Genomic DNA, 26,557 nt, shown 5'->3' on the forward strand with positions numbered 1-26,557 from the left:
GGACCCGCAGGGGTGGGGCTGGATTGGGGCCGGGATCGCGGCCGCTGGTTAGAATCCCTGGTCGCCAATCAAGGGCCGTCAGCCTCTGCCTCTCCATGCAAAAACGCGTCAAATGGGCCGTGATCGCGCTGGTCTTGATCATCGCCGCGCTGCCGATGTTCCTGTTGTTCTGGCTGATGGACGGCGACGATTTCGCGGCGGTGGATCGCGGGCAGTCCTACGGCAGCAGCATCTATAAGAATTATCAGGGCGGCGTCTATGCCGCCGTTCCCAGCAACGGCTACTACCGCATGGGCGAGGCCGATCCGGCCAGCTTCGCGGCCTTCGATACCGGGGCTTTCGATGGCAGGCAGGCGGCCAGGGACCAGCGCCACGTGTATTGCGGCAATCAGGTCCTGCCGGACATGAAGCCTGTGCCGGCGCGCTACCTGGGCAACAGCTATTTCAGCGATGGCGCGGTCACGTATTTCTGTTCGATGCACAGTGTGCGCAACGAGGAACTGGGCATGCTGGACGAGTTCTGGCAGAAGGTCCTGTACCAGGCGGACGCCGGCCCCAAGCCGCAGACCTACCTGTATCCGTTCGTGGCGCTGCCGGCCAGCGCCCGGCCCTACCGGCCGCTGCTGGACCGCGAGTTGGCCACCGACGATGTGCGCGTGTACTACCGGGGCCGTGAAATGCCGCAGGCGGAGCCGGCCTCGCTGCGCCGTCTGCCGGCGGGCAGGGATGGAGACGTGCGGCCCAGCGACGATTTCTTCGCCGATGGCCGCCGCGTTTATTTCCACGAGCAGTTGCTGCCGCTGTCGGACGATCCGGCGCTGTACGCCTTCATGGTGGGCGATCTGTACCGCCAGCCCTATCTCCGCGATCCGCGCGACGGCATGGTGTACGTGGGCGCGCAGCCCTTCGATGCGGCGCATGCGCCGTACCGGCTGCTGAACGAGCAGGGGCGGCACGTGTACCACGCGCTGTTCGCGACCAAGGACGGTATCTATTTCTACAACACGCAGACGCGGCAGGTGGAGCGGGCTGGAGACGACCCCTTTGCCTCGGGCGCATACATCGAGTTGTCGCCCTACGTGTACACGGATGGCAGGCAGGCGCTGTTCCTGCGGGCGCAGGAAGCTTGGGCCCGCAACTCGCGGGGCAGCGGCGGCGGGCTGGTCTCCCGGTCCACGCTGATCAATCGGCTGGAGGCCGCGCCGGACGGGGAATGGAAAAAGCTGGGCGCGGTTTATCACGGCTTCGGCACGGTCTGGCAAAAGGGGGACACGCTCTACTATCTGGACGAGCTGGGCCCCACGCAGCTCGTCTCCAACCCGATCTACCAGATCCTGGACCGCAGCACGGCGGATTTCCTGCTGCGCTCGCAAGAGACGCGGCAGATCACGGCCGCCGACATCCGCAAGCTGATCCGGGCCGGCAAGCTGGCGGTCCCGCAGCATGAAACCGTGCTGGAGGCGAAAACACGCTACCGCAAGGTGTTCTCGATTTTCTGAGGCACCGCCCCTCCCCGAAATGGGGGGCTACGACCGGCTGGGGGAATTTTCGCCCGCCCTTGAAAGCGCGCCATTGGCCCCCACATCAATAGGGTTTCCCGGCGGCCGCGCGGGCCAGATGTCCCGGCAGCCAATCACTGTCCCCAATTTACTTACCTAGCCACGTAGAACTATGAGCCAAACCGCCACGCCTTCCACGTCCGAAACCCTGGGGTTCCAGGCAGAGGTGAAGCAGCTGCTGCACCTGATGATCCATTCGCTGTACAGCAACAAGGAAATCTTCCTGCGCGAGCTGGTATCGAACGCATCGGACGCCTGCGACAAGCTGCGCTTCGAGGCCATCGACCAGCCCGAACTGCTGGAAGGCAATGGCGAACTGGCCATCACGGTCAGCTACGACAAGGCCGCGCGCACCATCACCATCTCCGACAACGGCATCGGCCTGTCGCGCGATGAGGCCGTGGCCAACCTGGGCACGATCGCGCGTTCCGGCACGCGGGAATTCTTCTCGCAGCTGACCGGCGACAAGCAAAAGGACGCCCAGCTGATCGGCCAGTTCGGCGTGGGCTTCTATTCCTCCTTCATCGTGGCCGACAAGGTCACGGTGGTCAGCCGCCGCGCGGGCGCCACGGACGCGATCCAGTGGGAATCCGACGGCCAGGGCGAATTCACCATTGCCGCCGCTGAAAAAGCCTCGCGCGGCACGGACGTCACGCTGCATCTGCGCGCCGACGAAGACGAATTGCTCAACGGCTGGAAGCTGCGCGAGATCCTGCGCCGCTATTCGGACCACATCTCCCTGCCCATCCGCATGGCCAAGGAAGAGTGGGACCAGGAAAAGGGCGAGCAGGTCAAGACCGAAGAACTGGAAACGGTGAACCAGGCCAATGCGCTGTGGGCCCGCAGCAAGTCCGACGTCACGGAAGAGCAGTACCGCGAGTTCTACAAGACGGTGTCGCACGACTACGACGACCCGCTGGCCTGGACTCATAACCGCGTGGAAGGCCGCAGCGAATACACCCAGTTGCTGTACGTGCCCAAGCATGCGCCCATGGACATGTGGGACCGCGACGGCCGCCATGGCGTGAAGCTGTACGTGAAGCGCGTCTTCATCATGGACGATGCCGACCAGCTGCTGCCCTCGTATTTGCGCTTCGTGCGCGGCGTGATCGATTCCGCCGACCTGCCGCTGAACGTGTCGCGTGAAATCCTGCAGGAAAGCCGCGACGTGCGCGCCATCCGCGAAGGTTCGGCCAAGCGCATCCTGTCGCTGCTGGAAGACATGGCGGAGAACAAGCCGGAAGACTACGCCACGTTCTGGTCGGAGTTCGGCCAGGTGCTGAAGGAAGGTGCGGGCGAGGACTCGGCCAACCTGGAACGCATTGCCAAGCTCATGCGCTTTGCGTCGACGCAGACGGGCGACCAGGCCCAGACCGTGTCCTTCGCCGACTACGTGTCGCGCATGAAGGAAGGCCAGGACAAGATCTACTACGTCACGGCGGATACCTTCGCCGCGGCCAGCAACAGCCCGCATCTGGAAATCTTCCGCAAGAAGGGCATTGAAGTCCTGCTGCTGTCGGACCGCGTGGACGAATGGATGCTGTCCTACCTGCGCGAATTCGACGGCAAGTCGCTGGTCTCGGTGGCCAAGGGCGGCCTGGACCTGGCCGAGCTGGCCGACGAGGAAGAAAAGAAGCACCAGGCCGAAGTGGCCGAGGACTTCAAGCCGCTGGTCGAGCGTCTGCAGAAGACGCTGGAAGATCAGGTCAAGGAAGTGCGCGTGACCCTGCGTCTGGTCGATTCGCCGGCTTGCGTGGTGGTGGGCCAGAACGAACTCAGCCCGCACCTGCTGCGCATGCTGAAGGCCGCCGGCCAGGAAGCCCCCAACGTCAAGCCGGTGCTGGAAATCAATCCCGAGCACCCGTTGCTGGCCCGCATCCGCGCCGCCGAAGACGGGGAGTTCGACCAGTGGGCGCGTCTGCTGCTGGATCAGGCGCTGCTGGCCGAAGGCGCGCAGATTGCCGACCCGGCTGCGTTTGTGAAGCGGTTGAATGCGTTGCTGCTGAAGTAAGCGGGGCGCGAGCTTGAAGACGAAAAGGCGCCTTGGGCGCCTTTTTTCGTTTGAGGCACCGCGCCATGGACGACGATCAAAAAAAATACCGATCGGTAATTTTGTGTGAAAATCAGGCCTGGATCGAAAAAATTATTCCCGTTCGGTAATTTTGCGGGCTAAGAAAATCGTGCTGCGGTAAATTTTTCCCGCTCGGTAATTTTTTGCCACGCTGATCATATTATTGTCCTAAAATTACCGAACGGTAATTTTGGAGGCGATCATGCCCGCGAACGATATTCCTGCCGCGCTTGCTGGCGGGGCCGGCGTAACGATCCGCACCTCGACCGAACTGGGCGAGCTGGTGAAGGCCGTCCGGCGCTCGCAGGGGTTGCTGCAAGCTGACTTGGCCGGCCTGTCCGGCACCGGCAACCGCTATGTGGTGGATCTGGAGCGCGGCAAACCCACGCTGCAATTGCAGAAGGTGCTGGACATGCTGGATCTGCTGGGCCTGGAAGTGCAGGTGGCGCCCAAGCGCCCGAGGCTGCCATGACCGCCGCCGATGCGCTGGACATCTATCACGCGGACCGCAAGGTCGGTCGCTTGTTCGACGAACGGCCGTTGCGCTTCGTGTATGACGACGCCTGGCTGAATTGGGCTGGCGCGCACGCCATTTCGCCATCGGTGCCTTTGCGCAGCGGCGATCATGCGGACGATGCGGTGCATGCATTCTTTGAAAACCTGTTGCCCGAAGGGCATGTGCGCAAGTTCTTGCAGGTCAGCCGCCATGCCACCACGGTCTTCGGTCTGTTGCGCAGCGTGGGCGGGGACACCGCCAGTGGGTTGACCATATTGCCGCAAGGCGAGCGGCCCGCGCCGGCGCGCCACCGGCCTGCGACGTGGCAGGACGTGGCAGTGCGCTTGCAGGACGTGGTTGTACCCGCGTTGGCGGCAGAGAACGCCGAGGGCGCCCGCATTTCTCTGGCCGGGGCGCAAGACAAGCTCCTATTGACGGTCATGCCCGATGGTTCGCCGGCGATCCCCGAGGGGGCGGCGCCGTCCACGCATATTCTGAAGCCGGATATTCGCGGCCTGGACGGAGTGTGGTCGTCGGCCTTGAACGAGACGCTGGTCATGCAGCTGGCCGCCAGAATGGGCCTGGGCGTGGCGGAAGTCCGCTATCAGCCCGATACGCACGCATGCCTGATTACGCGGTATGACCGCAAGCCTGACGGCAAGGGCGGTTTGCTGCGGCTTCATCAGTTGGATCTCTGCCAGCTGGCCGGCAAGCCGTCCGACGTGAAGTATGAGTCCGACGGCGGTCCATCGCTGCAGCAATGTCGGGAGTTGTTGGGAGGCATGGGCATCGGCGCCGCGGACTTGAAGCGTTTCCTGCAATGGATATTCTTCAACTTGTGCGTCGGCAACAACGATAGCCATGCCAAGAACCTGTCCGTGCTGCAGACGTCGGATGGCCTGTACCGGCTGGCTCCCTTTTATGACCTGATGTGCACGGGCATGTACTCCGGGCTGGCTCGCAATTTCGCGTTTGCGATTGGCGGCGAAATGAAGCCGGGCAGCATCGACGCGGAACATATCGCGGCCATGGCCAAGGAGCTGGGCTTTGCCCTGCGCTACGTCAGAGCGGTAGGGGAGTCCTTGGTGGTTGCGCTCCCCGCTGCATTGGACGAGGTGCAGGCAGCGCTGATGGCGCAGGTGTCGGGGGGCGCGGAGCGCACGCTGATCGAGCGCTTGGGGCGCTGGATCAAGGCCAACACCCGCAAGCATGCCAAGCGGTGGGCAATGGGCGCGTAGGTTAGACCGCCTGGGCAACTCCTCCGCCCCGTATCACCACTGCATCCAGCGCCATGGCGCCTTGCCCCTCAGGCAAGGCCAGCAAGGGATTGATCTCCACCGAACTGAAGTCCGCGCTACGCGCGTGGGCGAAGCGGGACAGAGCCGCCAGCGCGTCGGCCAGCGCATCGATGTCGCAAGGGGGCGCGCCGCGCGCGCCTTGCAGCAGCGCGTAGCCCTTGATCTCGCGGATCATCGCCATGGCCTCGTCGCGGCCGAAGGGCGCGAGGCGGAAGCTCACGTCCTTGAGCACTTCGACGAAGACGCCACCCAACCCGAACATGACGACCGGCCCGAACACCGGATCGCAATGCACGCCGGCGATGCATTCCACGCCTTTGGGCGCCATGGGCGCGACGAGCACGCCATCGATGCGGGCGTCGGGCCGGTGCTGACGCACCGAGGCCATGATGTCGGCGTAGGCGCGCCGCACGGCGTCTTCGCCGCGGATGTTGAGTTTCACGCCGCCCACGTCGCTCTTGTGCGTGATGTCGGGCGAGACCACCTTAAGCACCACGGGGACGCTATCGCCCGAGGCATCGCGGCCGGTTGCGCTCATGGCGGCGACGGCGCGCACTGCGGCGTCGGCGTCGGTGGCCAGCGTGCAGGGAGAGGCGGGCAAGCCGGCTTGGCGCAGCAGCTCCATTGCCTGAACTTCGTTATAGGCGTCCAGCAGTGGCGGCGTGTCGGCTGGCCTGGTTGCGGCATCTTCTTCAGCAATGTCGTGGCCTGCGTTGGCTGCCAGCCCGGCCACCGCGCCTATCGTGCGGATGGCGGCGCTGGGATCGGGGAACACCAGGCAGCCCAGTTGCTCCAGTTCACGGCGGCGGGCGGGCGGGAACAACGCGCTGATTGCCAGCGGCACGCCCGGATGGCGGGCCTGCATCTGCCGCGCGAAGGCTTCGAAGGTGGGCCACAGGATCTCGGAGGATCCTGCGGCGGCCAGGAAGACGGCCAGGGCGTCATAGCGGCCATCGGCCAGCATGTCGTCGGCGGTGGCCAGCAGCAGCCCCGGTTCGGACACCGCCTGGCCGGTGACGTCCACCGGGTTGCGGCCGCTGGCGAAGGGCACGCGCTCCAGCAGCCGCGCTTGCGCATCGGCGGCGGGCTCGGGCAGCGCCAGGCCAGTGTCGGCGGCTTCGTCGGCCATCAACGCGCCGACTCCGCCGGAGATGGTGAAAATCCCCAGACGCCGGCCTTGCGGCGGCTGTTTCCAGGTGTCCAGCGCATAGCCCAGGTTGAAGAACTCCTCGATGGTGCGCGCGCGCAGAGCGCCGTACTGGCGGAATAGCGCGTCGTACACGGCGTCGTCGCCGGCCAGGGCAGCGGTGTGCGAAGCCGCGGCTTGCGCGCCAGCCAGGGTGCGGCCGATCTTGGTGACCACCACGGGCTTGCCGGCCGCGCGCGCCGCGGCCAGCGCGCGGCGCAGCTTGGCGCCGTCGCGGCAGCCTTCCATGTAGGCCATGATGACGCGGGTATCGGCGTCGCGCGCCAGCCATTCGATGCAGTCGGCGACGTCGATGTCGGCCTCGTTGCCGGTGCTGATCCAGTGCGACAGGCCCAGGCCGCGTTCGCGCGCCATGCTGTAGGCATAGGCGCCGAATGCGCCGCTCTGCGACACCATGCCGATGCCGCCTGGGGCGACGACGCCGTTGGCCGGCGCGGGCGAGAAGGTGGCATAGACATTGCGCCGCACGTTCATGAAGCCCAGGCAATTGGGGCCTAGCAGCCGGATGCCGCGCTCGCGCGCGATGGCGCAGAGGCGTTCCTGTTGCGCAGCGCCGTCCGCGCCGGTCTCGGAGAAACCGGACGTGAACACTACCGCCGCGCCGACCTGGCCGGGCCGGGCGCGCTCCAGCGCCTGTGCTGCGTGGGCGGCCGGCACGGCCAGGATGGCCAGGTCCACGTCCACGTCCAGCGCGTCCAGGCCGGGTATGGCGGGGAGCCCGGCGATGATGTCCGCGCGCGGGTTGACGGGAATGATGCGGCCGCCGTAGCCGTGCTGCAGCAGCAGGCTGATCGGCATCGCGCCGATCTTGCCCGGCGTGGCCGAGGCGCCGACGATGGCGATCGCTTGCGGATCGAAGAGGCGGGACAGGGAAGTGTCGGTCATGATGTGGCGATGAAGGATCAGGAGAAACGCACGACGCTGCGGCCGGTGCTGCCGCGTTCGAGCATGGCGGCCAGCGCCTGGGGCAGTTCGCGGGGTTCGATGACGCGCGCGATCAGGTCGAGATGCGCGGGGCGGTATTCGGCGGCAAGCTTGTTCCATACCTGGCGCCGCAGCGGCATGGGGCTGTTGGCGTTGATGCCCAACAGCTTGACGCCGCGTAGGATGAAGGGGATGACCGAGGTGGGCAGTTCCGCCCCGCCCGCATTGCCGAAGGCGGCGGCCACGCCGTCCGGTTTCAGGCTGGCCAGGGCGTGCGCCAGCAGCGGGCCGCCCACGGAGTCGACCACGCCGGCCCAGCGTGCGCTCATGAGCGGCTTGATGCCGGCGGACAGGTCGGGTGGGGCCATCACCTCCTGCGCGCCCAGCGAGCGCAGATAGTTCTCCGCATCCGGCTTGCCGGACATGGCGCAGACGCGGTAGCCGCGCCGGCTCAGGATGTCGATGGCGACGCCGGCGACGCCGCCGGTGGCGCCGGTGACCAGCACCTCGCCTTGCTCCGGCGTCAGTCCGCAGTGCTCCATCCAATGCAGCGACAGCGCGGCGGTATAGCCCGCGGCGCCCAGCACGGCGGCGTCGCGCAGCCCGATGCCGGCGGGCAGCGGCAGCACCCAGTCATGGCGCACCCGCGCGTACTCGGCATAGCCGCCGTCGCAATCCACGCCGATGCCGAAGCCGTGCACCACGACCTCCTGGCCGGGCGCGAGAGCCGGGTCGGCGGAATGCACCACGGTACCCGAGAGGTCGATGCCGCCGATGCGCGGATACTCGCGGACGATGCCGCCGCGCCCGGCCTGGGCCAGCGCGTCCTTGTAGTTGAGGCCGGCGTAAGCCACCTTGATGAGCGTGTCGCCCGCAGACAGCTGGTCCGCGGTCAGGGTGTCGTAGCGGCCTTGCGGGGGCTGGCTCGTTGCGCCCGCGTGCAGGCGGTAGGCTTGGAATTCGGGGTTTTCCATATTCGTCTCCTTGGGGGCTCAGGCTTGCGCCAGCAGCCGGCGCGCCAGCGTGGCGCGGTGCAGTTCATTGGCGCCGTCGTAGATGCGGAAGGGGCGCATTTCCTGCCAGACCATGGCCACGGGCGTGTCGTCGGACAGGCCCGACGCGCCCATCATCTGCACGGCGCGGTCGGCCACGCGGTTCACGGCTTCGGACACGAAGACCTTGGCCATGGCGCTGTGCTGCTTCACCGACAGGCCTTCGTCCATGCGGCCGGCGCAGTCCAGCGTCATGAGGCGGGCGGCGTGCAGGTCGATGTGCGAATCCGCGACCATGGCCTGGATCTGCTGCAGGTCCGCCAGGCGCGAGCCGAAGGAGTCGCGCTGCACCACATAGGCTTGCGCCGTCTCCAGCGCGCGCCGCGCGCGGCCGATGTAGCGCATGCAATGGGACAGGCGTGCGGGTTCCAACCGCAGCTGTGCATATTCCAGGCCACGGCCGGGCTCGCCCAGCACGGCCTCGTCGCCGACCTCGCAGTCCTGCAGCAAGATCTCGGCGTGGCCGCCGATCTGGTAGCCCGTGACCATGCCGATGTCGCGCACCACGCGATAGCCCGGCGTGTCGGCGGGCACCAGGAACAGCGTGACGCCGGCTTCCGCGCGCGCCAGCACCAGCGCGAAGTCCGCGCCCACGCCGCCGCTGATGAATTGCTTGTGGCCGTTCAGCACCCAGCGCGTGCCGCGCCGCTCGGCGCGGGTGCGCAGCATGGACGGATCGGAGCCGGCGCCGGGCGCGGGCTCGGTCATGGCGAAGCAGGCCCGTTGCTCGCCGCGCACCAGCGGCGCGAGGAAGCGTTCCTGTTGGGCAGGGTCGCCCAGGCGCAGCAGCGTCAGCATGTTGGGCTGGTCGGGCGCGGCGCAGTTCAGCGCGGCGGGCCCCAGGAATCCGCGTCCCGCTTCCTCCAACACCTGCGCCAGCGCGCGCCAGCCCAGCCCCAGCCCGCCCCATTCCTCGGGCAACTGCGGCGCATACAGGCCGGCCTCGCGGGCCTGGGTACGCAAGCGGGCGACGCAGCTGTCCAGTGCGTTTACGTCGCGGGCGATGGCGGGGGACTCGGCCGGTATTGCGACCTCGTCCACGAAGCGGCGCACGCGCGCGCACAGGTCTTGCAGGGCGTCGCCGCCGGCATGTTCTTGCTTGGACTGCATGGCTTATTCCTCGATCTTCACGCCGGCCTGCTTGACCACGGCGCGCCATCTGTCGGTTTCGTCGGCGATGTGCTGGCCAAAGGCTTCGGGCGTGCCGCCGGTGGCTTGCATGCCCAGCCCGGCGAAGTAGCTGCGCACTTCAGGATCGGCCAGCACGCTGTTGATCTGCCGGTTCAGCAGGGCGATAACGTCCTTCGGCGTGCGCGCCGGCGCCATCACGCCCCACCAGGACGAGGCCGACAGCGGCACGCCCAGCTCGGCCAGCGTGGGTACGTCGGGCATCTCGGGATTGCGCGCCTGCGCGGCAATGGCGACGGCCCGCAGGCGGCCGGCCTTGACCTGCGCAAGGACCGGCGCCAGATTGTCGAAGCTCAGCTGGACCTGTCCGCCGACCAGCGCGGTGGCGGCTTCGCTGCTGCCTTTGTAGGGGATATGCCGCAGCGCGATGCCGGTCTGGTGCGCGAACTGTTCGCCCGCCAGATGCGGAATGCTGCCGGTGCCGGCCGTGGCGTAGGTCAGGCCCTGTTGCTGCGCGGCGGCGCGCTTCAGGTCTTCCAGCGTGCGCCAGGAGCTGGCGGCCGGCAACAGCAGGTAGACCGGCACGTCCGTGGCCCACGCGACCGGCGCAAGATCCTTCTTCACGTCGTAGGGCAACTTGGCGTATAGCACGTTATTGGTCGCCAGGTTGGCCGTGCCCATCAGCAAGGTATAGCCGTCGGGCGCGGCGCTGACGACATAGGCGGTGCCGATCTGCGTGGCGCCGCCGGGCTTGTTTTCGACCACCACGGGCTGGCCCAACAAGGGCGCCAGCTTGCGCGCAATCATGCGCGCCGCGGTGTCGGTGCCGCAGCCGGCCGCGTAGGGCACGATCAGGCGCACCGGCTTGTCGGGATAGGCGGCGGCCTGCGCGTTCCCGGCCGTGGTCAGTACGGCAGCCGCGCATAAGGCGTGCAGCGTTCGGATGAAGGAGGGCATGGCAATCTCTCCGCGATGGGACGATGGACTATTGGATGCGGGTGCCGGTGGACTGCACCAGCTTGGCCCACCATTCGGTTTCGTCCGCGATCTGTTTGGCGAATTCGGCCGGCGTGCTGGCCAGGGGTTCGGCGCCCAGCTCCTGGAAGCGGGCGCGCAGCTGCGGGTCCTGCAGCGCCTTGACCACGGCCGCGTGCAGGCGCTCGATCACCGCCGGATCGGTGCCGGCGGGCGCCATCAGGCCCTTCCAGGCCATCACCACGAAGCCCTTCTGGCCGGCCTCGTCGAAGGTGGGGATGTCGGGCGCGGCCGTGGCGCGCTGGTCGCTGGGCACGGCCAGCGCGCGCAACCCGCCGGCCTTGACCTGCGGCAGCAGGGCCGGCATGTTGTCGATCATGAAATCGATGTGGCCGGCCACCAGGTCGGTGATGGCGGGGCCCGAGCCTTTGTACGGCACGTGCTCGGCCTGGATGCCGGTCTGCTGCTTCAGCAGTTCCCCGGCCAGCTGGGCGGGCGAGCCGTTGCCCGGCGAGCCGAAGGACAGCTTGCCGGGGTTGTTGCGCGCGTATTGCAGGAACTCCTGCAGCGTCTTCACCGGCATCGATTTCGTCACCACCATCAGGTTGTGCTCGCGCTCCAGGCAGGTGATGGGCGCCAGGTCCTTGGCCGGGTTGAACGGCATGTTGGCGTACAGGCTGGGGTTGACGACGGTGGGTCCAGCCGCCGCCAGCAGCAGCGTGTAGCCGTCGGGTGCCGCGCGCGCCACGAAGTCGCCGCCGATGTTGCCGCCGGCGCCGGGCTTGTTCTCGACGATGACGGGCTGGCCCAGGATGGGGTGCAAGGCCTCGGCCAGCAGGCGTCCCAGGATGTCGGTCGAGCCGCCCGGGGCGAACGGCACGATCAGTCTCACGGGCTTGTCGGGGTAGGCGGCCGCGGCTTGCGGCGGCAGCGCGGCGCAGGTGAGGGCGGCGGCCATGGCGCCGATCCACTTCGGCAGGTGCTTGTGCAGCATGATGGAAGTCTCCTTTGGTTTGATGGGCCGCCGGCTTCTTGCGGCTGCGGTCCCGGTAGTGCCCTAGCGGCCGGGCGTGTAGCCCGCCTGGGTCAGCGTATGGCGGGCGATGTTCAGTTGATGGATCTGGCTGGTGCCTTCGTACAGGCGGAACAGGCGCACATCGCGATAGAAGCGTTCGATGCCATGGTCGGCGATGTAGCCGTAGCCGCCATGCATCTGCACGCAGCGGTCAGCCACGCGGCCGCACATTTCCGACGCGAAGTATTTGCAGATCGATGCGTTCAGCGTCACGTCCGCGCCCGCGTCGCGTTCACGCGCGGTTTGCAGCACCAGCGCGCGGGCGGCCTGGATCTCGGTCTGGCAGTCGGCCAGCATGGCCTGGATCAGCTGGAAGTCCATCAGCGGTTTGCCGAACTGTTGGCGCTCGGCCACGAAGCGCAGCGTGTCGTCCAGCATGCGCATGGCCGGGCCTATGCACAGCGCCGCCAGATGGATGCGCTGCTTGTTCAGCACCTTCATCGCCGTCTTGAAGCCCAGGCCTTCCTGGCCGCCGATGATATTGGCGGCCGGCACGCGGCAGTCCTGGAAATGCACGGCGGACACAGGCGATCCGGCCTGGCCCATCTTGTCGTAGGGCTGGCCGGTGGACAGGCCCGGCGTGCCGCGCTCCACGATGAAGGCGGTGATGCCTTTGGCGCCGGGCGCCTGCGGATCGGTGCGCGCCATGACGGTGAACAGGCCCGCCAGCGGGGCATTGGTGATGAAGCACTTCTCGCCGTTCAGCACGTAATGGTCGCCGTCGCGCACGGCGGTGGTGAGCAGGGCGGTGGCGTCGGATCCCGCCTGCGGTTCGGTCAGGGCGAAGCAGCCGGTCAATTCGCCGGACGCCAGCAACGGCAGGTAGCGGGCTTTCTGTGCATCGGTGCCGTCGGCCACCAGCGCTTCGGAGCCGATGCCGGTATTGGTGCCGACCCGGGCGCGAAACGCCACCGAGCATTGCGACAGCTCCATGGCCGCCAGGATCAGCTCTTCGGTCGTCATGCCCGCGCCGCCGTATTGCTCCGGGATGGAGTAGCCGAATAGCCCTTGCGCGGCCATGCTGGCGACCAGGTCCTGCGGCACCTCGTCCAGGCGGGCGACCTCGGCTTCGCGCGGCGCCAGTTGTTCGCGCACGTAGCGGCGCAGTGATTCGAGGAATTGCGGGAAACCGTCGGGGTCCCTGATCATGGCTAGTCTCCGTTTCATCATGGGCGCTGATCCGTGCCGCGCCTTGTTGAATCCAGGCTAGCAAAAGGCTGCGGGATTTGAGACAAGTGTTTCGATATCTTGAACGCCACGCGTGCCGGCGGGGCGACCGCTGCTCTATGATTCTCAGGAACGGGCCGCGCATTCCGCGTGTTCCGGGCTCAGGATCGCGACCATGACCACCAGCCCAGGCGAGCGCCATGCCGACCCCGCCTTCGCCACCACCCTGGCGCACGGCTTGTCGGTGCTGCAGGCCTTTCGGCACGGCGAACCCGCGCTCAGCAACCGCGAACTGGCGGACCGCACCGGCCTGTCCAAGGCCACGATTTCACGGCTGACCACCACCCTGATGCAGCGCGGCCTGCTGCGCTACGACGCGGGCCTGCGCCGCTACCGGCTGGGTACCGCGGTGCTGTCGCTGAGCTATCCGCTTCTGGCCAGTATCAAGGTCCGGCAACTGGCGCGTCCGCTGATGAAGCGTTTGGCTGACGCGGCGGGCGGCTCGGCATCGCTGGGCATGCATCATGGCTTGAGCATGGTGTATGTGGAAACCTGCCGCGGCCATGACGCCGTGTCGTTCCGGCCGGACATCGGCGCCTTGCTGCCGCTGCTGCCTTCGGCCATGGGGCGCGCCTGGCTGGCGCAGGCGCCGGCCGACGAGGCCGAACCCGTGCTGGCGGCGCTGCGGCGCCAGGACCCGGCCGTGTGGCGCCGCCACGCGCCGGACTGGGAGCAGGCGCGGCGCGACTACGCCGAGCACGGCTATTGCGTGGGGCAGGGCGATTGGCACTCGGACGTGCATGCGGTGGCCGTGCCCATGCGCACGCGCGTCGATGGCCAGGCGCTGGTGTTCAACTGCGGCGTGCCCGTCACGCGGCTGCGCCCGGGCGACCTGCGTGGCCGTATCGCGCCGCGCCTGCTGACGCTGGTGGCGCGCGTCGAAAAAATGCTGGAGCGGCAGAATGACGAGTGACCAGGACCGCGAGTTCACCACCACGCTGGCGCGCGGCATCGATATCCTGGCCTGTTTCCGGGCCGACCGGCCGGTGCTGGCCAATAAGGACTTCGCGCAGCAGACCGGCCTGTCGCGCAGCGCCGTGGCGCGCCTGACCCACACGCTGGTCGAGCTGGGCTTTTTGCAATGCGAGGGCGACCCGGCGCGCTACCGGCTGGGCGCGTCGGTGCTGGCGCTGAGCTATCCGCTGCTGGCCAGCATGCAGATCCGGCAGTTGGCGCGGCCGCTGATGAAGCAGTTGGCCGACCATGCGCGAGGCGCCGTGTCTTTGGTGGTGCGCGACCGCCTGCAGATGGTGTACGTGGAAACGGCAAGGTCCAACGAGGCCTTGCAAACCCGGCCGGACATCGGCGCTTCGCTGCCCTTGCTGTCCAGCGCCGCCGGCAAGGCGTGGCTGGCGCGGGTCTCGGACGAAGAGCGGGCCACCGTGCTGAACCAGCTGCGCGTGGCGGATGCACGCCACTACGAGACCCACGTTCCCAATCTGGCGGCCGCGCGCCGCGACCTGGAACGCAAGGGCTATTGCGGCAATAACCTGGAGTGGCGTCCGGACGCCTACGGTTTTGCCGCGCCGTTGGGGCGGCCCTACCAGTCGCTGCTGTATGTCTTCAATTGCGGCGTGCCGGCGGGCGACGGTCCTTACCGCGAGCGCGCGGCCGACATCGGCCCGCGGCTGGTCGCCTTGGCCCGCGAAACGGAACGGCTGTTGGGACTGGCCTAGCGTTCCTGGGGCGCCCAGCCAGCTGGCGTCCGGGATTCATGACTCCAAGTCAAAAGTGTTTCGCTGTTTCCTGCCTTTTTCCGCAAGGATCGCAGCGGCATACTGGGCGCCTGCCTTCCGATCGGGCCTTTCCCGCGCCCCGGCCATCCGCGCCGGCCCGCTCCCGAAACGCCCCGGTCGGCGCAATCGAACCCAAGGAAACCACATGCATCCCCAGGACTCCCAGCCGGTGAAGGCCGGCCTGCCATTGTTGGCGCTCGCCGTCGGTGCCTTCGGCATCGGCGTGACCGAGTTTTCTCCCATGGGCCTGTTGCCCGTCATCGCCGAAGGGGTGGACGTGTCCATCCCCAGCGCCGGCATGTTGATCAGCGCCTACGCCATCGGCGTGATGGTAGGCGCGCCGCTGATGACGCTGGCCCTGTCGCGCTGGTCGCGCCGCAACGCGCTGCTGGTGCTGATGGCGATCTTCACGGTGGGCAATGTGCTGTCCGCGCTGTCGCCTAACTACACGACCCTGCTGCTGGCGCGCCTGGTCACCAGCCTGAACCACGGCGCGTTCTTCGGTCTGGGTTCGCTGGTGGCCGCCAGCGTGGTGCCGCGCCACAAGCAGGCCAGCGCCGTCGCTACCATGTTCCTGGGGTTGACCATCGCCAACGTGGGCGGGGTGCCGGCGGCTACCTGGCTCGGGCAGGTCATCGGCTGGCGCATGTCATTCGCCGCGACTTCGGTACTGGGCCTGATCGCGATGTTGTCGCTGTGGTTCGCGTTGCCGGCGGGCGAGGCCGGACGCCGTCCCGACATCCGCCGCGAGCTGGCCGTGCTGAAAAGCCCGGTGGTGCTGGTGGCCTTGCTGACCACGGTGCTGGGCGCGGGCGCGATGTTCACGCTCTACACCTATGTGGCGCCGACCCTGGCCGAACTGACGGGCGCCTCGCCCAACTTCGTCACGGCGATGCTGGTGCTGATCGGCGTCGGTTTCACCATCGGCAATACGGTGGGCGGGCGCTTCGCCGACCGTTCGCTGGACGGCAGCCTGATCGCTTTCCTGGTGCTGATCATCGCGGATCTGCTGGCGTTCCCGTGGCTGGCGGCCACGCCGGTCGGCGCCGCCATTGCACTGCTGATCTTCGGCTTCGGCACGTTCGCCGTGGTGCCGCCGCTGCAGATGCGTGTCATGCGCGCCGCCACCGACGCGCCGGGCCTGGCCTCGTCGGTGAACGTGGGCGCCTTCAACCTGGGCAACGCGGTGGGCGCGGCGGCTGGCGGGGGCGTGATCTCGGCGGGCATGGGCTATGCCGCGGTGCCCGTGGTCGGCGCCCTGATCGCCGCGGCCGGCCTGGGCCTGGTGCTGTGCCAGCGCGCCAGCAACCAGCGCCAGCGGAAGCTGGCGATGCAGGGCTGCTGAATCCGCGATACACGCCAAGTAAAAAGGGCGCCTGTGCATGCAGGCGCCCTTTTTCCATGCCGGGAAACCGGAGCGATCAAGCCTCGATCCGTTCCACCTTGCCCACCAGCAGGATGTACGACAGCGCGCCCAGCAAGGCCAGCGATGACACATAGACGATGGCCGGCGCGAAGCTGTCCTTGGTCACCAGGAAGCCGATCACGATGGGCGTGCAGATCGACGACAGGTTGCCGACGAAGTTGAACACGCCGCCCGTCAGTCCCAAGAGGCGCACGGGCGCCAGCGTCGACACCAGCGACCAAGTGATGGACGCCAGCCCGTTGCCGAAGAAAGCCACCGCCAGGAAGAAGATCACCCAGGGCGTGGAATCGGTGAAGTTGGCGCCGATCATCGAGGTGGAGATCAAGAGTCCCAGGATGATGGGCAGCTTGCGCGCCAGGCCGATGGTGGCGCCGCGGCGGATCAGGAAGTCCGACAGCACGCCCGAGCACAGTACGCCGACGAAGGCCGCGAGGAACGGCACCGACGCCAGGAAGCCGGACTTGATGAAGTCCATGCCGCGGTACTTGACCAGGTAGGTGGGGAACCAGGTCAGGAAGAACCACAGCGTGGACGTCAGGCAGAACTGGCCCAGGTACACGCCCCACAGCTTGCGCTTGCTCATGACCAGGCCCAGGTCGTTCCAGTTGAAGGGCGCCTTCTTTTCCTTGACGTTGCGGTCCAGGTCGACCACGCCGCCACCTTTCTGGATCAGTTCGATTTCCGCCGCGTTGGCGCCCTTGAACTGGCGCGGCTCGCGGTAGATCATGAACCAGAGCACGCCCCACACGATGCCCAGCAGGCCGGTGCTGACGAACACCATGTGCCAACCGTAGTGGTGCTGCAGCCAGGCCAGCACCGGCGTCAGGAACGCCAGGCCGACGAACTGGCCCGAGGTATAGAAGCCGATGGCGGTGGCGCGTTCGCGTTCCGGGAACCAGGTGGTAACGACGCGGTTGTTGATCGGATAGGCGGGCGCTTCCAGCGCGCCCACGGCCAGGCGCAGCACGAACAGGATGACGAAGCTGCCGGCAAAACCCATGAAGAACGTGGCTGCCGACCACAGGATCAGCGCGGCCGCGTACAGCACGCGCGGCGACACGCGGTCCACCAGCCAGCCGCCGGGGATCTGCATGGCGGCGTAGGTCCAGCCGAAGGCCGACAGGATCAGGCCTTCATGCACGGTGTCCAGGCCGAACTCGTCCTTCAGCGCCGGCGCGGCGATGGACAGGTTGCTGCGGTCCAGGTAGTTAATGACGACGGTGATGAACAGCATCACCATGATGAGGTACCGGCTGCGCGTGGGGCGCTGGGCGCTTTGCAGGCCGGCGTGGGTGGCTGTGGACAAGGGATGTCTCCTCTTTCTCTTTATCTATCGACGGATGGCGGACGGCCTACCATTCGGCGAAGCTGCCGTCGGCGTGGCGCCAGACCGGGTTGCGCCAGCGGTGGCCCACGGCGGCGCGTTCCTTCACGTATTCCTCGTTGACTTCGATGCCCAGGCCGGGGCCTTGCGGAATCGCAACCATGCCGTCTTCGTAGGCGAAGACTTCGCGGTTGCTGACGTAGTCCAGCAGGTCGTTGGCGGCGTTGTAGTGGATGCCCAGACTCTGTTCCTGGATGAAGGCGTTATAGCAACCGGCGTCGATCTGCAGGCAGGTGGCCAGCGCGATCGGGCCCAGCGGGCAGTGCAGCGCCAGCGCCACGTCGTAGGCTTCGGCCATGGCTGCGATCTTGCGGGTTTCGGTGATGCCGCCGGCGTGCGAGGGATCGGGCTGGATGATGTCCACATAGCCTTCGGACAGCACGCGCTTGAAGTCCCAGCGCGAGAACAGGCGTTCGCCCAGCGCGATCGGGGTGGAGGTCAGCGGCGCCAGTTCCTTCAGCGCCTCGTAGTGTTCGCTCAGTACCGGCTCTTCGATGAACATGAGCTTGAACGGGTCCAGCTCCTTCATCAGCACCTTGGCCATGGGCTTGTGCACGCGGCCGTGGAAGTCCACGCCTATGCCGACGTTGGGGCCGACCGCGTCGCGCACGGCGGCCACGTTCTCCAGGCACTTCTCGACCTTGTCGAAGGAATCGATGTACTGCAGCTCTTCGGTGCCGTTCATCTTCACGGCGGTGAAGCCGCGTTCCACGGCGCTCTTGGCGGCGGCGGCGGTGTCGGCGGGGCGGTCGCCGCCGATCCACGAGTACACGCGGATGCGGTCGCGCACGTTGCCGCCCAGCAGTTGCGATACCGGCACGCCCAGATGCTTGCCCTTGATGTCCCACAAGGCCTGGTCGATGCCGGCCAGCGCGCTCATATGGATGGCGCCGCCGCGGTAGAAGCCGCCGCGGTACAGCACGGTCCAGTGGTCTTCGATGTTGCGGGGATCCTTGCCGATCAGGTAGTCGGACAGTTCCTCGACGGCGGCGGCCACGGAATGCGCGCGGCCTTCGACGACGGGCTCGCCCCAGCCGACGATGCCTTCGTCCGTTTCAATCTTCAGGAAGCACCACCGCGGCGGCACGATGTAGGTGGTGAGCTTGGTGATCTTCATGCTTGGGTCTCCTGGGCGGGATAGGCGCGTTGCCAGGCCGCGATGAATGCGCGCGCGTTCTGGCCGACTGCGGCGGCCGACAGGCCGGGTTTGTACAAGGCGGAGCCCAGGCCGAAGCCGCTGGCGCCCGCCTGGGCGTAAATGGCAATGTTGTCGGGCGTGATGCCGCCCACCGGCGCCAGCGCGATCGGCGGGCGCAGCACGGCGCGCCAAGCCTTCAGCACGGCAGGGCCGAGCTGTTCGGCCGGGAACATCTTCAGCACGTCGGCGCCGGCCGCCAGGGCGGCGTAGGCTTCGGTGGGCGTGGCCACGCCGGGGCAGGAAGCCATGCCTAGCGCTTTGGCCGCGCGGATCACGGCGGCGTCGCTGTGCGGCATGACGATCAGTTCGCCGCCTGCCTGCTGGACCCGGGCGCAGTCCGCGGGATCCAGCACGGTGCCGGCGCCGATCAGGCAGTCGGTAGGGAGCGCCGCGCGCATGGCGCGGATGCTGTCCAGCGGGTCGGGCGAATTCAGCGGCACTTCGATCAGGCGGAAGCCCGCGGCATAGAGTTCCAGCCCTATGGCTTCGGCTTCGGCGGGCGTGATGCCGCGCAGGATGGCGATCAGGCCGCAGTGGGCCATGGCGGTTTGCAGACCGGGATGGTTCATGTTCGGTTCCTATTCCTTGGAGGGCGAGGCGACCAGCCCGGCGCAGACGGCCAGGTGCCAGAGGCCGCGCTCGGTGGCGTTTTGCGCCTGCTCGGGCGTGCCCAGGCCGTAGTGCTGCATGGCCTGGATGTAGCGGCGGCACAGTGCGGGATCGCCGCAGAGCACGATGCGGGGCAGTTCGCCCTGCTGTTGCAGCATGTCGGCCAGCGCGGCGATTTCATGGCCAATGAGCAGGCCCGACAGATAGTCGGCCTGCGATTCGGGCGCCAGCTCGCCGGTCAGGCCGAGCGCGCGCGTGCTGAAGATGGTGGACAGCACGCCGGCGCGGCCGGCGGGTGCGCCGGCCACTTTCAGGCCGCGCTCGAAGGCGGCCATGTCGGCGCTGGCGGCGTCGGCCATGGTCCGGCCCAGGATGGTGTGGCCGCGCAGCGCGGCATAGACCTCGCCGGTCATGAAGGTGTCGAAGTGCGTGACGCGGCCGCGGCGGGCGCTGACCCACTTCGAGTGGGTGCCGGGCAGGCCGATCAGGACGCTGTCGGCGCTGCGGGTCGCCGGGTCCGCCATCACGCCGACGACCTGGGTCTCTTCGCCGCGTATCACGTTGGGCAGACCGTGGCGTTGGATCAGGCCGGGCACGATATGCAGGGAAGGGCCGGCCTCGCGTTCGACCTTGGTCAGCAGCGTGCCGATGCGCTGCAGGTCGACGGGCACGTCCAGGTAGGCGGCTTCCTTCCAGCCCTGGGCGCTGCCGACCATGCCGCAGGCGATCACCGGCAGATTGGGCTCGGCCCGCAGCCAGTCGCCGCAAGCCTGCTCAAAGGCCAGCTCGAAGCCCGACAGGGCGGTGGTGGCGGCGCCGTCCTGCAGCGGCTGCGGCAGGCGCATGATGCCCCAGGGCAGGTGGCGCGTGTCCAGCGTGCGGCCCGCGGCATCCAGCCGGTAGGCGCGCAGCGAGGAAGTACCCCAATCCAGCGCGATGAGCGCCGCGCGGGCGGGAGATCCGGTAGTCATCAGAAGCTGTCTCGTTTCCGGCCGCAAATCCGGCTGCGGACGCGCGGAGAGGCTGGCGCGGGGCAGGGTTCTGCGGACCTTGTTGTCTGATGCCCGCAGGACGTTGGGAGCGCGCGGCGGGCGATGGGAAAAATTCTAGATCAGTGCTTGAAAAATCTCAAAATATAGAATTAAATCCCATATAGAGGGAATTTAAGACGATGAAACGCGCTTCGCCGTTCTGCACGCCTACTGGCGGATCGCCCGGAAAACGCGTCTTTTCCCCTCATCCCGCCGCGATCGCGGCGGTTATGCTTGCACTCGTTCTCTTTGTCGCCCGGCTCCGTTTTCATGATTACCTCGCAGACCCCTGACCGCACGCCCACCCTGGATCCCGATGCTGCCGCGCCCGCAGGCACGCAGACGCTGATGCGCGGCCTGGCGGTGGTGCAGGCGGTGGCAGCCGGCGCGCGCGACCTGAAGGAAATCTGCGCCCGCATCGGCGTGGCGCGCAGCACCACGCACCGCTTGGCCAGCTGCCTGGTGCAGGAACGCTATCTGCGTTCCTTGCCTGGCGTGGGCTATGTGCTGGGGCCTAAGCTGATCGAACTGGGTTTCCAGGCGCGCGAGGCCTTTCCCATGGCGACGCTGGCGCGTCCCTACCTGGACGGCCTGGCGGAACAGACGGGCGACACCATCCATCTCGCCGTGCGCGACAACGACGAGGTCCTGTACCTGGAAAAGATCCCCGGCAAGAAAGGGCTGGAAATGCGCTCGCGCGTGGGCCACCGCATGCCGCTGGCCGCCACCGGCGTGGGCAAGGCGCTGCTGCTGGATACCGAAGAGCCGCAATGGAAGGCGCTGTACCGCGTCGGCGCGCCGGTGTCGTCGCGCGCGCCCGGCGGCAGCCAGACCTGGGAGATCTTCCGCGACCGCATGCGCGACTATGCCGCCAACGGCTATGCCTTCGACCTCGAAGACAATGAACCGTCCATCCGCTGCGTGGCGGCGCCGGTGCGCGACGCCTCCAGCGGCATCGTCGCCGCGATCAGCGTATCCAGCACGGTGCCCTACATGTCGCTGGAGCGCATGCGCGACATGGTCGCCGTCGTGCAGGGCGCGGCGGCGGGGATTTCAGCGGAACTGGGGTGGAAGGTGGACCGCGGCTGAGGCTGCGGCCCCGCGCCTTATTCCAGCGGCAGCGTCAGCACGCCCTGCGGGGCCGGACGCATCATGACGCGGCGATACCAGGCCGACAGCGCCGGCGTGTCGGGGCGCTCGATGGGCAAGGCCAGCCAGCGGTGGGCGGAGCAGACCAGGGCGATGTCGCCCATGGTCAGGTGGCGCCCGGCGATGAACTCGCGGCCTTGCAGGGCTTGGTCCAGGATCAGGGCGCGCGCATTGGAACGCTTGACCGAGTTTTCAATCGCGGCCTGATCGCGCTTGGCCTCGGGCGTGCGGATCAGGCCCAGGAAGGCGGGCCCCATGACGCCCTGCCATTCGGTGGCCTGCCAGTCCATCCAGCGGTCGGCGTCCGCGCGCATGCACGCGTCTTCCGGCCACAGGCTGCCCGCGCCGTAGCGCGCGGCCAGGTAACGCACGATAGCGTTCGATTCCCACAGCACGAAGCCGCCGTCGTCGATGACGGGCACCGTCCGGTTGGGATTCAGCTTGGCGAACTCGGGCGTGTCGACCACGCCGAACGGGCCGCCCGCCTGCGTGAAGGAATGCGGCAGGGCCAGTTCGCGCACCGCCAGCATGACTTTCTGAACGTTGACGGAAGTCAGGCGTCCCCAAATCTTCAACATAACCATTCCTTGTAGTGTCAGACGGGCGGCAGCTGCCGCCGTGCAAAGCCGCTGTCGCGCGCAAAGCGCGTCCAGTTGAAAGCGGGGCCGGGGTCGGTCTTGCGCCCCGGGGCGATGTGCTCGTGGCCCCAGGCGGCGGCAAGGGGATAGCGCGCGCGCAGCGCCGGTGTCAGCTTGCGCAGCGCCAGGTACTGCGATTCGGCATAGGGCAGGGTATCCGTGCCTTCAAGCTCTATGCCGATGGAGAAGTCGTTGCAGCGTTCGCGGCCGGCATGGCGCGACACGCCTGCGTGCCAGGCGCGCTCGTCGGTGGCGACGAACTGGATGATGCTGCCGTCGCGGCGGATGAAGAAATGCGCCGACACGCGCAGGCCGCGCAGCCGTTCCAGCCAGGGGTGTGAACCGTAGTCCAGCGTATTCAGGAACAGCCCGGCAACTTCAGGACCGCCGAATTGCCCGGGCGGCAGGCTGATGTTGTGCAGCACCAGCAGCGACACCTGTGCGCCGGCGGGGCGCGCGTCGCGGTTGGGGGAGGGCATGAGCGAAACACCCGGGGCCGGCGCCAGCCAGCCATGACGATCCAGAAGCAAGGCCATGGGAAGAGAGCATGCGTGTGGTTTCCAACACGCATTATGCCGTGCGGGGCGGCAAGCCTCTAATCGGGGGGGGCGCTCAGTGCCTGGCGGGGCCCAGGCGCGCGTGTTCCGCGCTGCACCAGGTCTGGCCGTTCTGCTGCAAGGCCTCGGAGCGGGGCAGATGGATGCCGCAGTGGGCGCAACGCACCATGGATTCCAGCGGTTTGGGTCCGCCCGCGCCAGTCTTGGCCTTTTTGGCGTCCTGCGCGCCGGCCTGGCGCGCGGCCGCCATGCGTCCGGCCAGGCGGGCCACGAACAGCACCAGGATGATCAGAACGATCCAGAACAGCAACTTGCCCACTTCAACCTCGATGCAGAATCATTTCCAGCACGAACCGGCTGCCGGTATAGGCCAGAATCAGGAACCCGAAACCCGTCAGCGTCCAGCGCAGGGCGACGCGGCCGCGCCAGCCCCAGATGTGGCGCCCCGCCAGCAGCACGCCGAAGGTCAGCCAGGACAGCAGGGTGAAGACGGTCTTGTGGTCGAATGGCAGGATCTTGCCCGTCAGCTTCATGGAAGCCACCGAACCCGTGCCCACGGCCAGCGTCAGTACGACGAAGCCGATCCAGATGATGCGGAACAGCAGCTGTTCCTGCACCAGCAACGGCGGCTGGGAATCCAGCACCCGGCCGATGATGCTGCGCTCGGCGGGAGCTTCCAGCGGGCGATGCAGGTGACGGTCCAGCAGCGCCATCATCATGGCGTGCAGCGCGGCGATGGTAATCAGGCCATAGGCCGCCAGCGCGATCAGCAGGTGGACGCGCAGCCAGGCGTCATTGGCATGGGGCACGAACTGCCCCTGCGGGAAGAGCGCGGCCAGGCCGCTGGCGATGGTGGCGGCGGGCAGCAGCAGCAATTGCAGGCCGTCTATGCGCACCAGCAGGCTTTCCAGCCAGAACACCACCATGCCCAGCCAGATGGCCGCGGACAGGGCCAGCGCCCACCCGATGAACAGATGCTGGGCTCCCAGCATCGATTGTTGCAGCCCGATTCCATGCAGAACCAGGGCACCCAGCAGGCACAGGCGGGCGATTTTGCCGGTCTGTTCCACGCCGGCGCCGCGGGCCAGGCGGATCCAAAGCGATCCTCCCAGCACTGCGTACGCCAAGGCAGCCGCCGTGTGAAATACAATGCCTAGTGACATAGAAACCGTTGTCTGGATGGGGCCTTGGGGCGCATGCCGCCCGAAAGCGCAGAATCCGCGCCTGCGGCCACCGTTCAATCAACTAGTTTAAGCGGAAACGCCTCTCATGCTCGATAACCTAACTCAACGCCTGTCGCGCGTCGTCAAGACGCTGCGAGGGGAAGCCCGCCTGACCGAGGCCAACACCCAGGAGATGCTGCGCGAAGTGCGCATGGCGCTGCTGGAAGCCGACGTGGCGTTGCCCGTCGTGCGCGAGTTCGTCGCGCGGGTGAAGGAAAAGGCGCTGGGCGAAGAAGTCGCCAGCAGCCTCAGCCCCGGCCAGGCCCTGGTGGGCGTGGTCCACAAGGAACTGACCTCCCTCATGGGCGGCGACCTGGGCGCCGACTCCGGCGAACTGTCGCTGGCCGTGCAGCCGCCCGCCGTCATCCTGATGGCCGGCCTGCAGGGCGCCGGCAAGACCACCACCACCGGCAAGCTGGCGCGCTGGCTCTCGGAAGGCCAGCATACCCAGCACGGCCGCAAGACCGGCAAGAAGAAAGTGCTGGTGGTGTCGGCTGACGTGTATCGCCCGGCCGCTATCGACCAGTTGAAGAGCGTGGCGGCGCAGGTCGGCGTGGACTTCCTGCCGTCCGACCCCAGCCAGAAGCCCGAGGACATCGCCCGCAACGCGGTGGACCACGCGCGCCGCCATCACTATGACGTGCTGATCCTGGACACGGCCGGCCGCCTGGGCATCGACGAGGCCATGATGCGCGAAATCCGCGCGCTACATGACCTGGTCAAGCCGGTTGAAACGCTGTTCGTGGTCGACGCCATGCAGGGCCAGGACGCGGTCAACACCGCGCGCGCCTTTGCGGAAGCGCTGCCGCTGACCGGCGTGGTGCTGACCAAGCTGGACGGCGACGCCCGCGGCGGCGCGGCCCTGTCGGTGCGCCACGTCACCGGCAAGCCCCTGAAGTTCGTCGGCGTCTCGGAAAAGCTGGACGGCCTGGAGCCGTTCTACCCCGAGCGCATGGCGCAGCGCGTGCTGGGCATGGGCGACATCGTCTCGCTGGTCGAGCAAGCGCAGAAGAACATCGACATCGCCGAAGCCCAGAAGCTGGCCGCGAAGATCAAGTCGGGCAACAAGTTCGATCTGAACGACTTCCGCGACCAGCTCGGCCAGGTGAAGAAGCTGGGCGACATGGGCTCGCTGCTCGAAAAGCTGCCGGCCCAGTTCCAGCAGGCCGCCGGCCAGCTGCAGGGCGGGCAGGCTGAAAAACAGCTGCGCCGCACCGAAGGCATCCTGAATTCCATGACGGCGGCCGAACGCGCCAAGCCCGAACTCATCAAGGCCTCGCGCAAGCGCCGCATCGCGGCCGGTTCCGGCGTGCCGGTGCAAGAGGTCAACCGCCTGCTGGCGCAGTTCGAGCAGATGCAGGGCATGATGAAGCAGATGAAGAAGGGCGGCATGGCCAAGATGATGCGCGCCATGGGCGGCATGAAGGGAATGGGCCGCTTGATGAAGTGATGCCCCCACGGCGCGCGCCTCCTTCCCCCGAGGGGCGCCTGCTTGCATCGTGACCGGAATGCCCCCAATGGGGGCATTTCCCATTGGAAATATGGACGCAAAAAAATGGCCAGACATTGCGTCTGGCCAAGTAATCGCGGCTAGCAGGGGGCGCCTGCCGCGATGCAAGCCGGAAAGCGCATGGGTGCTTTCCAGCTTGTCCGATTTTCGTCAGTGATCAGGACAGGGGCGGGATGCGCAGCACCTGGCCCGGGTAGATCTTGTCGGGGCTGGTCAGCATGGGCTTGTTGGCTTCGAAGATCAGGTTGTTCTTGGCTCCCTGGCCCTTGCCATACTGCGCTTCGGCAATCTTCCACAGGTTGTCGCCCTTCTGCACCGTGTACATCTTGGCTTCCGGCGCGGCCTGTTTCACCTTCAGTTGGTTGTCCACCTGGGCCACGCCCACGGTGTTGCCCAGCGCCAGAGTGATCTTCTCCGCCGCTTCCGTGCTGAGGGCCTCGCCCGCCACCGTGACCTTGTCGCCATCGACCGAGATCTGCAAGCCGTCGGCGTTCAGGCCGTGCTTATCCAGCTCTTTCTTCAGTTCGTCCGCCGTCGCGGCCTTGGCCTCGCTGGCGCCGAAGAGCTTTTCTCCAACGTCCTTGATGAAATTGAGCAGACCCATAGTGTTTCCTTTATCTATGTTGCGGTGAGAAAACCAGTGCCTTCAGGGCTTTTGGCCCATGAACATTTTGCGCACGATGCCGGCGATCAAGGTCAGCACGGCGCCACCCACGCCGCCGCCGACCACGCTGCTGGCGATCGCGGAAAGATCCAGTCCCGTATTGCTCGCTGCAACCGCGTCGGCTCCCGCGGTGATCATCGGGGCCAGCCAGGAACCGCCCGCCAGGCCGCCGATGGCGCCCGCAATGGTGTTGCCCAATGGACCCAGATTGAACTGCTGGAGCATCTTTCCCAAGCCATTGCCCCCGGCTGCGCCGGCGACAAGCTGGATGATCAGGTTGATGATGACTGCGGTGTTCATGATGCCTCCTCTGCCCATGAGGGCGATGTGCAACGCTAGAACAACTGCAAGACAAGAGTACGAAACCAGCAGGAACGATTATGACTCGCACATTCCCCGCGCGACGAGGGGTTAACGTGT

Annotated in this window: 25 protein-coding genes; 9 read left to right on the top strand and 16 right to left on the bottom strand. The window is 67.1% G+C overall.

Annotation, left to right across the window (positions count from 1 at the left end; translation table 11 throughout):
* Positions 1 to 95: 95 nt before the first annotated feature.
* From IPU70_RS19465 to IPU70_RS19480, 4 genes are all read left to right on the top strand, one after another.
* Positions 96 to 1,499: a DKNYY domain-containing protein gene (locus tag IPU70_RS19465; protein ID WP_207469480.1), complete on the top strand. Its 1,404-nt coding sequence runs from the start codon at positions 96 to 98 to the stop codon at positions 1,497 to 1,499.
* A gap of 172 nt (positions 1,500 to 1,671) precedes the next feature.
* Positions 1,672 to 3,570, top strand: a complete 1,899-nt coding sequence (htpG, locus tag IPU70_RS19470; RefSeq protein WP_207469481.1) for a molecular chaperone HtpG — start codon at positions 1,672 to 1,674, stop codon at positions 3,568 to 3,570.
* Between the two features lie 262 nt (positions 3,571 to 3,832).
* Positions 3,833 to 4,102, top strand: coding sequence for a helix-turn-helix domain-containing protein (locus IPU70_RS19475; protein WP_207469482.1), 270 nt, complete (start codon positions 3,833 to 3,835; stop codon positions 4,100 to 4,102).
* On the top strand, positions 4,099 to 5,364 hold the full coding sequence (locus IPU70_RS19480; protein ID WP_207469483.1) for a type II toxin-antitoxin system HipA family toxin: 1,266 nt from the start codon (positions 4,099 to 4,101) through the stop codon (positions 5,362 to 5,364). The genes IPU70_RS19475 and IPU70_RS19480 overlap by 4 nt, the downstream gene beginning before the upstream one ends.
* 1 nt (position 5,365) lies before the next feature.
* On the opposite strand, the gene IPU70_RS19485 is transcribed toward IPU70_RS19480, so the two are convergent.
* From IPU70_RS19485 to IPU70_RS19510, 6 genes are all read right to left on the bottom strand, one after another.
* On the bottom strand, positions 5,366 to 7,516 hold the full coding sequence (locus tag IPU70_RS19485; RefSeq protein WP_207469485.1) for an acetate--CoA ligase family protein: 2,151 nt from the start codon (positions 7,514 to 7,516) through the stop codon (positions 5,366 to 5,368).
* Positions 7,517 to 7,533: 17 nt separating this feature from the next.
* The gene (locus IPU70_RS19490) at positions 7,534 to 8,529 is read right to left on the bottom strand and encodes an acryloyl-CoA reductase (RefSeq protein ID WP_207469486.1); all 996 of its coding nucleotides are present in this window, start codon (positions 8,527 to 8,529) and stop codon (positions 7,534 to 7,536) included.
* Positions 8,530 to 8,547: 18 nt separating this feature from the next.
* Positions 8,548 to 9,717, bottom strand: a complete 1,170-nt coding sequence (locus IPU70_RS19495; RefSeq protein ID WP_207469488.1) for an acyl-CoA dehydrogenase family protein — start codon at positions 9,715 to 9,717, stop codon at positions 8,548 to 8,550.
* A 3-nt stretch (positions 9,718 to 9,720) separates the two neighbouring features.
* Entirely contained in the window at positions 9,721 to 10,692 is a 972-nt protein-coding gene (locus tag IPU70_RS19500; RefSeq protein ID WP_207469490.1) for a tripartite tricarboxylate transporter substrate binding protein, read from the bottom strand.
* 28 nt (positions 10,693 to 10,720) lie between these two features.
* Entirely contained in the window at positions 10,721 to 11,704 is a 984-nt protein-coding gene (locus tag IPU70_RS19505) for a tripartite tricarboxylate transporter substrate binding protein (RefSeq protein ID WP_207469491.1), read from the bottom strand.
* A gap of 63 nt (positions 11,705 to 11,767) precedes the next feature.
* The gene (locus IPU70_RS19510; protein WP_207469492.1) at positions 11,768 to 12,934 is read right to left on the bottom strand and encodes an acyl-CoA dehydrogenase family protein; all 1,167 of its coding nucleotides are present in this window, start codon (positions 12,932 to 12,934) and stop codon (positions 11,768 to 11,770) included.
* Positions 12,935 to 13,127: 193 nt separating this feature from the next.
* Here IPU70_RS19510 and IPU70_RS19515 point away from each other — a divergent pair, with 193 nt between their 5' ends.
* The 3 genes from IPU70_RS19515 to IPU70_RS19525 all read left to right on the top strand — a co-directional run bounded on the left by IPU70_RS19515 (position 13,128) and on the right by IPU70_RS19525 (position 16,093).
* Positions 13,128 to 13,925 (top strand): IclR family transcriptional regulator, encoded by a 798-nt coding sequence (locus IPU70_RS19515; RefSeq protein WP_207469493.1) that lies wholly within the window; start codon positions 13,128 to 13,130, stop codon positions 13,923 to 13,925.
* A complete protein-coding gene (locus tag IPU70_RS19520) occupies positions 13,915 to 14,688 on the top strand; it encodes an IclR family transcriptional regulator (RefSeq protein WP_207469494.1) in 774 nt (257 codons plus the stop codon). The genes IPU70_RS19515 and IPU70_RS19520 overlap by 11 nt, the downstream gene beginning before the upstream one ends.
* Positions 14,689 to 14,893: 205 nt before the next feature.
* On the top strand, positions 14,894 to 16,093 hold the full coding sequence (locus tag IPU70_RS19525; protein WP_207469495.1) for an MFS transporter: 1,200 nt from the start codon (positions 14,894 to 14,896) through the stop codon (positions 16,091 to 16,093).
* Positions 16,094 to 16,169: 76 nt separating this feature from the next.
* Here IPU70_RS19525 and IPU70_RS19530 read toward each other — a convergent pair whose 3' ends face one another.
* From IPU70_RS19530 to IPU70_RS19545, 4 genes are read right to left on the bottom strand one after another with little or no spacing between them, the layout of a single operon-like run.
* Positions 16,170 to 17,480: an MFS transporter gene (locus tag IPU70_RS19530; protein WP_207469496.1), complete on the bottom strand. Its 1,311-nt coding sequence runs from the start codon at positions 17,478 to 17,480 to the stop codon at positions 16,170 to 16,172.
* 46 nt (positions 17,481 to 17,526) lie between these two features.
* The gene (dgoD, locus tag IPU70_RS19535) at positions 17,527 to 18,675 is read right to left on the bottom strand and encodes a galactonate dehydratase (RefSeq protein ID WP_013396423.1); all 1,149 of its coding nucleotides are present in this window, start codon (positions 18,673 to 18,675) and stop codon (positions 17,527 to 17,529) included.
* Entirely contained in the window at positions 18,672 to 19,325 is a 654-nt protein-coding gene (locus tag IPU70_RS19540; protein ID WP_207469498.1) for a 2-dehydro-3-deoxy-6-phosphogalactonate aldolase, read from the bottom strand. Before IPU70_RS19540 ends, dgoD begins: the two co-directional genes overlap by 4 nt.
* A gap of 9 nt (positions 19,326 to 19,334) precedes the next feature.
* Positions 19,335 to 20,336 carry a 2-dehydro-3-deoxygalactonokinase gene (locus IPU70_RS19545; RefSeq protein ID WP_207469500.1) on the bottom strand — a complete coding sequence of 334 codons (1,002 nt, stop codon included), beginning with the start codon at positions 20,334 to 20,336 and terminating at the stop codon, positions 19,335 to 19,337.
* A gap of 330 nt (positions 20,337 to 20,666) precedes the next feature.
* Here IPU70_RS19545 and IPU70_RS19550 point away from each other — a divergent pair, with 330 nt between their 5' ends.
* Complete coding sequence (locus IPU70_RS19550) at positions 20,667 to 21,485, top strand: IclR family transcriptional regulator (RefSeq protein WP_207469502.1); 819 nt, start codon at positions 20,667 to 20,669, stop codon at positions 21,483 to 21,485.
* Between the two features lie 17 nt (positions 21,486 to 21,502).
* Here IPU70_RS19550 and IPU70_RS19555 read toward each other — a convergent pair whose 3' ends face one another.
* The 4 genes from IPU70_RS19555 to IPU70_RS19570 form a co-directional block, all read right to left on the bottom strand.
* Positions 21,503 to 22,123, bottom strand: coding sequence for a glutathione S-transferase family protein (locus tag IPU70_RS19555; protein WP_207469504.1), 621 nt, complete (start codon positions 22,121 to 22,123; stop codon positions 21,503 to 21,505).
* 17 nt (positions 22,124 to 22,140) lie between these two features.
* On the bottom strand, positions 22,141 to 22,719 hold the full coding sequence (ampD, locus tag IPU70_RS19560) for a 1,6-anhydro-N-acetylmuramyl-L-alanine amidase AmpD (RefSeq protein ID WP_207469506.1): 579 nt from the start codon (positions 22,717 to 22,719) through the stop codon (positions 22,141 to 22,143).
* Between the two features lie 76 nt (positions 22,720 to 22,795).
* Positions 22,796 to 23,059: a PP0621 family protein gene (locus IPU70_RS19565; protein ID WP_013396417.1), complete on the bottom strand. Its 264-nt coding sequence runs from the start codon at positions 23,057 to 23,059 to the stop codon at positions 22,796 to 22,798.
* Position 23,060: 1 nt separating this feature from the next.
* Positions 23,061 to 23,903 carry an inner membrane protein YpjD gene (locus IPU70_RS19570; protein WP_207469508.1) on the bottom strand — a complete coding sequence of 281 codons (843 nt, stop codon included), beginning with the start codon at positions 23,901 to 23,903 and terminating at the stop codon, positions 23,061 to 23,063.
* Positions 23,904 to 24,009: 106 nt separating this feature from the next.
* On the opposite strand from IPU70_RS19570, the gene ffh reads away from it, so the two are divergent.
* Positions 24,010 to 25,413 (top strand): signal recognition particle protein, encoded by a 1,404-nt coding sequence (ffh, locus tag IPU70_RS19575; protein WP_013396415.1) that lies wholly within the window; start codon positions 24,010 to 24,012, stop codon positions 25,411 to 25,413.
* A 217-nt stretch (positions 25,414 to 25,630) separates the two neighbouring features.
* On the opposite strand, the gene lysM is transcribed toward ffh, so the two are convergent.
* Both lysM and IPU70_RS19585 read right to left on the bottom strand, forming a co-directional pair.
* Complete coding sequence (lysM, locus tag IPU70_RS19580) at positions 25,631 to 26,077, bottom strand: peptidoglycan-binding protein LysM (RefSeq protein ID WP_013396414.1); 447 nt, start codon at positions 26,075 to 26,077, stop codon at positions 25,631 to 25,633.
* 42 nt (positions 26,078 to 26,119) lie between these two features.
* Positions 26,120 to 26,437 (bottom strand): hypothetical protein, encoded by a 318-nt coding sequence (locus tag IPU70_RS19585; protein ID WP_013396413.1) that lies wholly within the window; start codon positions 26,435 to 26,437, stop codon positions 26,120 to 26,122.
* Positions 26,438 to 26,557 lie beyond the last annotated feature (120 nt).

The sequence above is a fragment of the Achromobacter sp. SD115 genome (genome assembly GCF_017355315.1).
GTDB classification, from domain to species: domain Bacteria; phylum Pseudomonadota; class Gammaproteobacteria; order Burkholderiales; family Burkholderiaceae_B; genus Achromobacter; species Achromobacter xylosoxidans_B.

Coding starts and splice junctions, on each gene's coding strand:
- IPU70_RS19585 (WP_013396413.1), bottom strand. CDS start 26,437: ATGAACACCGCAGTCATCATCAACCTGATCATCCAGCTTGTCGCCGGC.
- lysM (WP_013396414.1), bottom strand. CDS start 26,077: ATGGGTCTGCTCAATTTCATCAAGGACGTTGGAGAAAAGCTCTTCGGC.
- IPU70_RS19540 (WP_207469498.1), bottom strand. CDS start 19,325: ATGAACCATCCCGGTCTGCAAACCGCCATGGCCCACTGCGGCCTGATC.
- htpG (WP_207469481.1), top strand. CDS start 1,672: ATGAGCCAAACCGCCACGCCTTCCACGTCCGAAACCCTGGGGTTCCAG.
- IPU70_RS19520 (WP_207469494.1), top strand. CDS start 13,915: ATGACGAGTGACCAGGACCGCGAGTTCACCACCACGCTGGCGCGCGGC.
- IPU70_RS19515 (WP_207469493.1), top strand. CDS start 13,128: ATGACCACCAGCCCAGGCGAGCGCCATGCCGACCCCGCCTTCGCCACC.
- IPU70_RS19550 (WP_207469502.1), top strand. CDS start 20,667: ATGATTACCTCGCAGACCCCTGACCGCACGCCCACCCTGGATCCCGAT.
- IPU70_RS19465 (WP_207469480.1), top strand. CDS start 96: ATGCAAAAACGCGTCAAATGGGCCGTGATCGCGCTGGTCTTGATCATC.
- IPU70_RS19570 (WP_207469508.1), bottom strand. CDS start 23,903: ATGTCACTAGGCATTGTATTTCACACGGCGGCTGCCTTGGCGTACGCA.
- IPU70_RS19495 (WP_207469488.1), bottom strand. CDS start 9,717: ATGCAGTCCAAGCAAGAACATGCCGGCGGCGACGCCCTGCAAGACCTG.
- dgoD (WP_013396423.1), bottom strand. CDS start 18,675: ATGAAGATCACCAAGCTCACCACCTACATCGTGCCGCCGCGGTGGTGC.
- IPU70_RS19490 (WP_207469486.1), bottom strand. CDS start 8,529: ATGGAAAACCCCGAATTCCAAGCCTACCGCCTGCACGCGGGCGCAACG.
- IPU70_RS19525 (WP_207469495.1), top strand. CDS start 14,894: ATGCATCCCCAGGACTCCCAGCCGGTGAAGGCCGGCCTGCCATTGTTG.
- IPU70_RS19545 (WP_207469500.1), bottom strand. CDS start 20,336: ATGACTACCGGATCTCCCGCCCGCGCGGCGCTCATCGCGCTGGATTGG.
- ffh (WP_013396415.1), top strand. CDS start 24,010: ATGCTCGATAACCTAACTCAACGCCTGTCGCGCGTCGTCAAGACGCTG.
- IPU70_RS19480 (WP_207469483.1), top strand. CDS start 4,099: ATGACCGCCGCCGATGCGCTGGACATCTATCACGCGGACCGCAAGGTC.
- IPU70_RS19475 (WP_207469482.1), top strand. CDS start 3,833: ATGCCCGCGAACGATATTCCTGCCGCGCTTGCTGGCGGGGCCGGCGTA.
- IPU70_RS19555 (WP_207469504.1), bottom strand. CDS start 22,123: ATGTTGAAGATTTGGGGACGCCTGACTTCCGTCAACGTTCAGAAAGTC.
- IPU70_RS19500 (WP_207469490.1), bottom strand. CDS start 10,692: ATGCCCTCCTTCATCCGAACGCTGCACGCCTTATGCGCGGCTGCCGTA.
- IPU70_RS19510 (WP_207469492.1), bottom strand. CDS start 12,934: ATGATCAGGGACCCCGACGGTTTCCCGCAATTCCTCGAATCACTGCGC.
- IPU70_RS19485 (WP_207469485.1), bottom strand. CDS start 7,516: ATGACCGACACTTCCCTGTCCCGCCTCTTCGATCCGCAAGCGATCGCC.
- IPU70_RS19505 (WP_207469491.1), bottom strand. CDS start 11,704: ATGCTGCACAAGCACCTGCCGAAGTGGATCGGCGCCATGGCCGCCGCC.
- ampD (WP_207469506.1), bottom strand. CDS start 22,719: ATGGCCTTGCTTCTGGATCGTCATGGCTGGCTGGCGCCGGCCCCGGGT.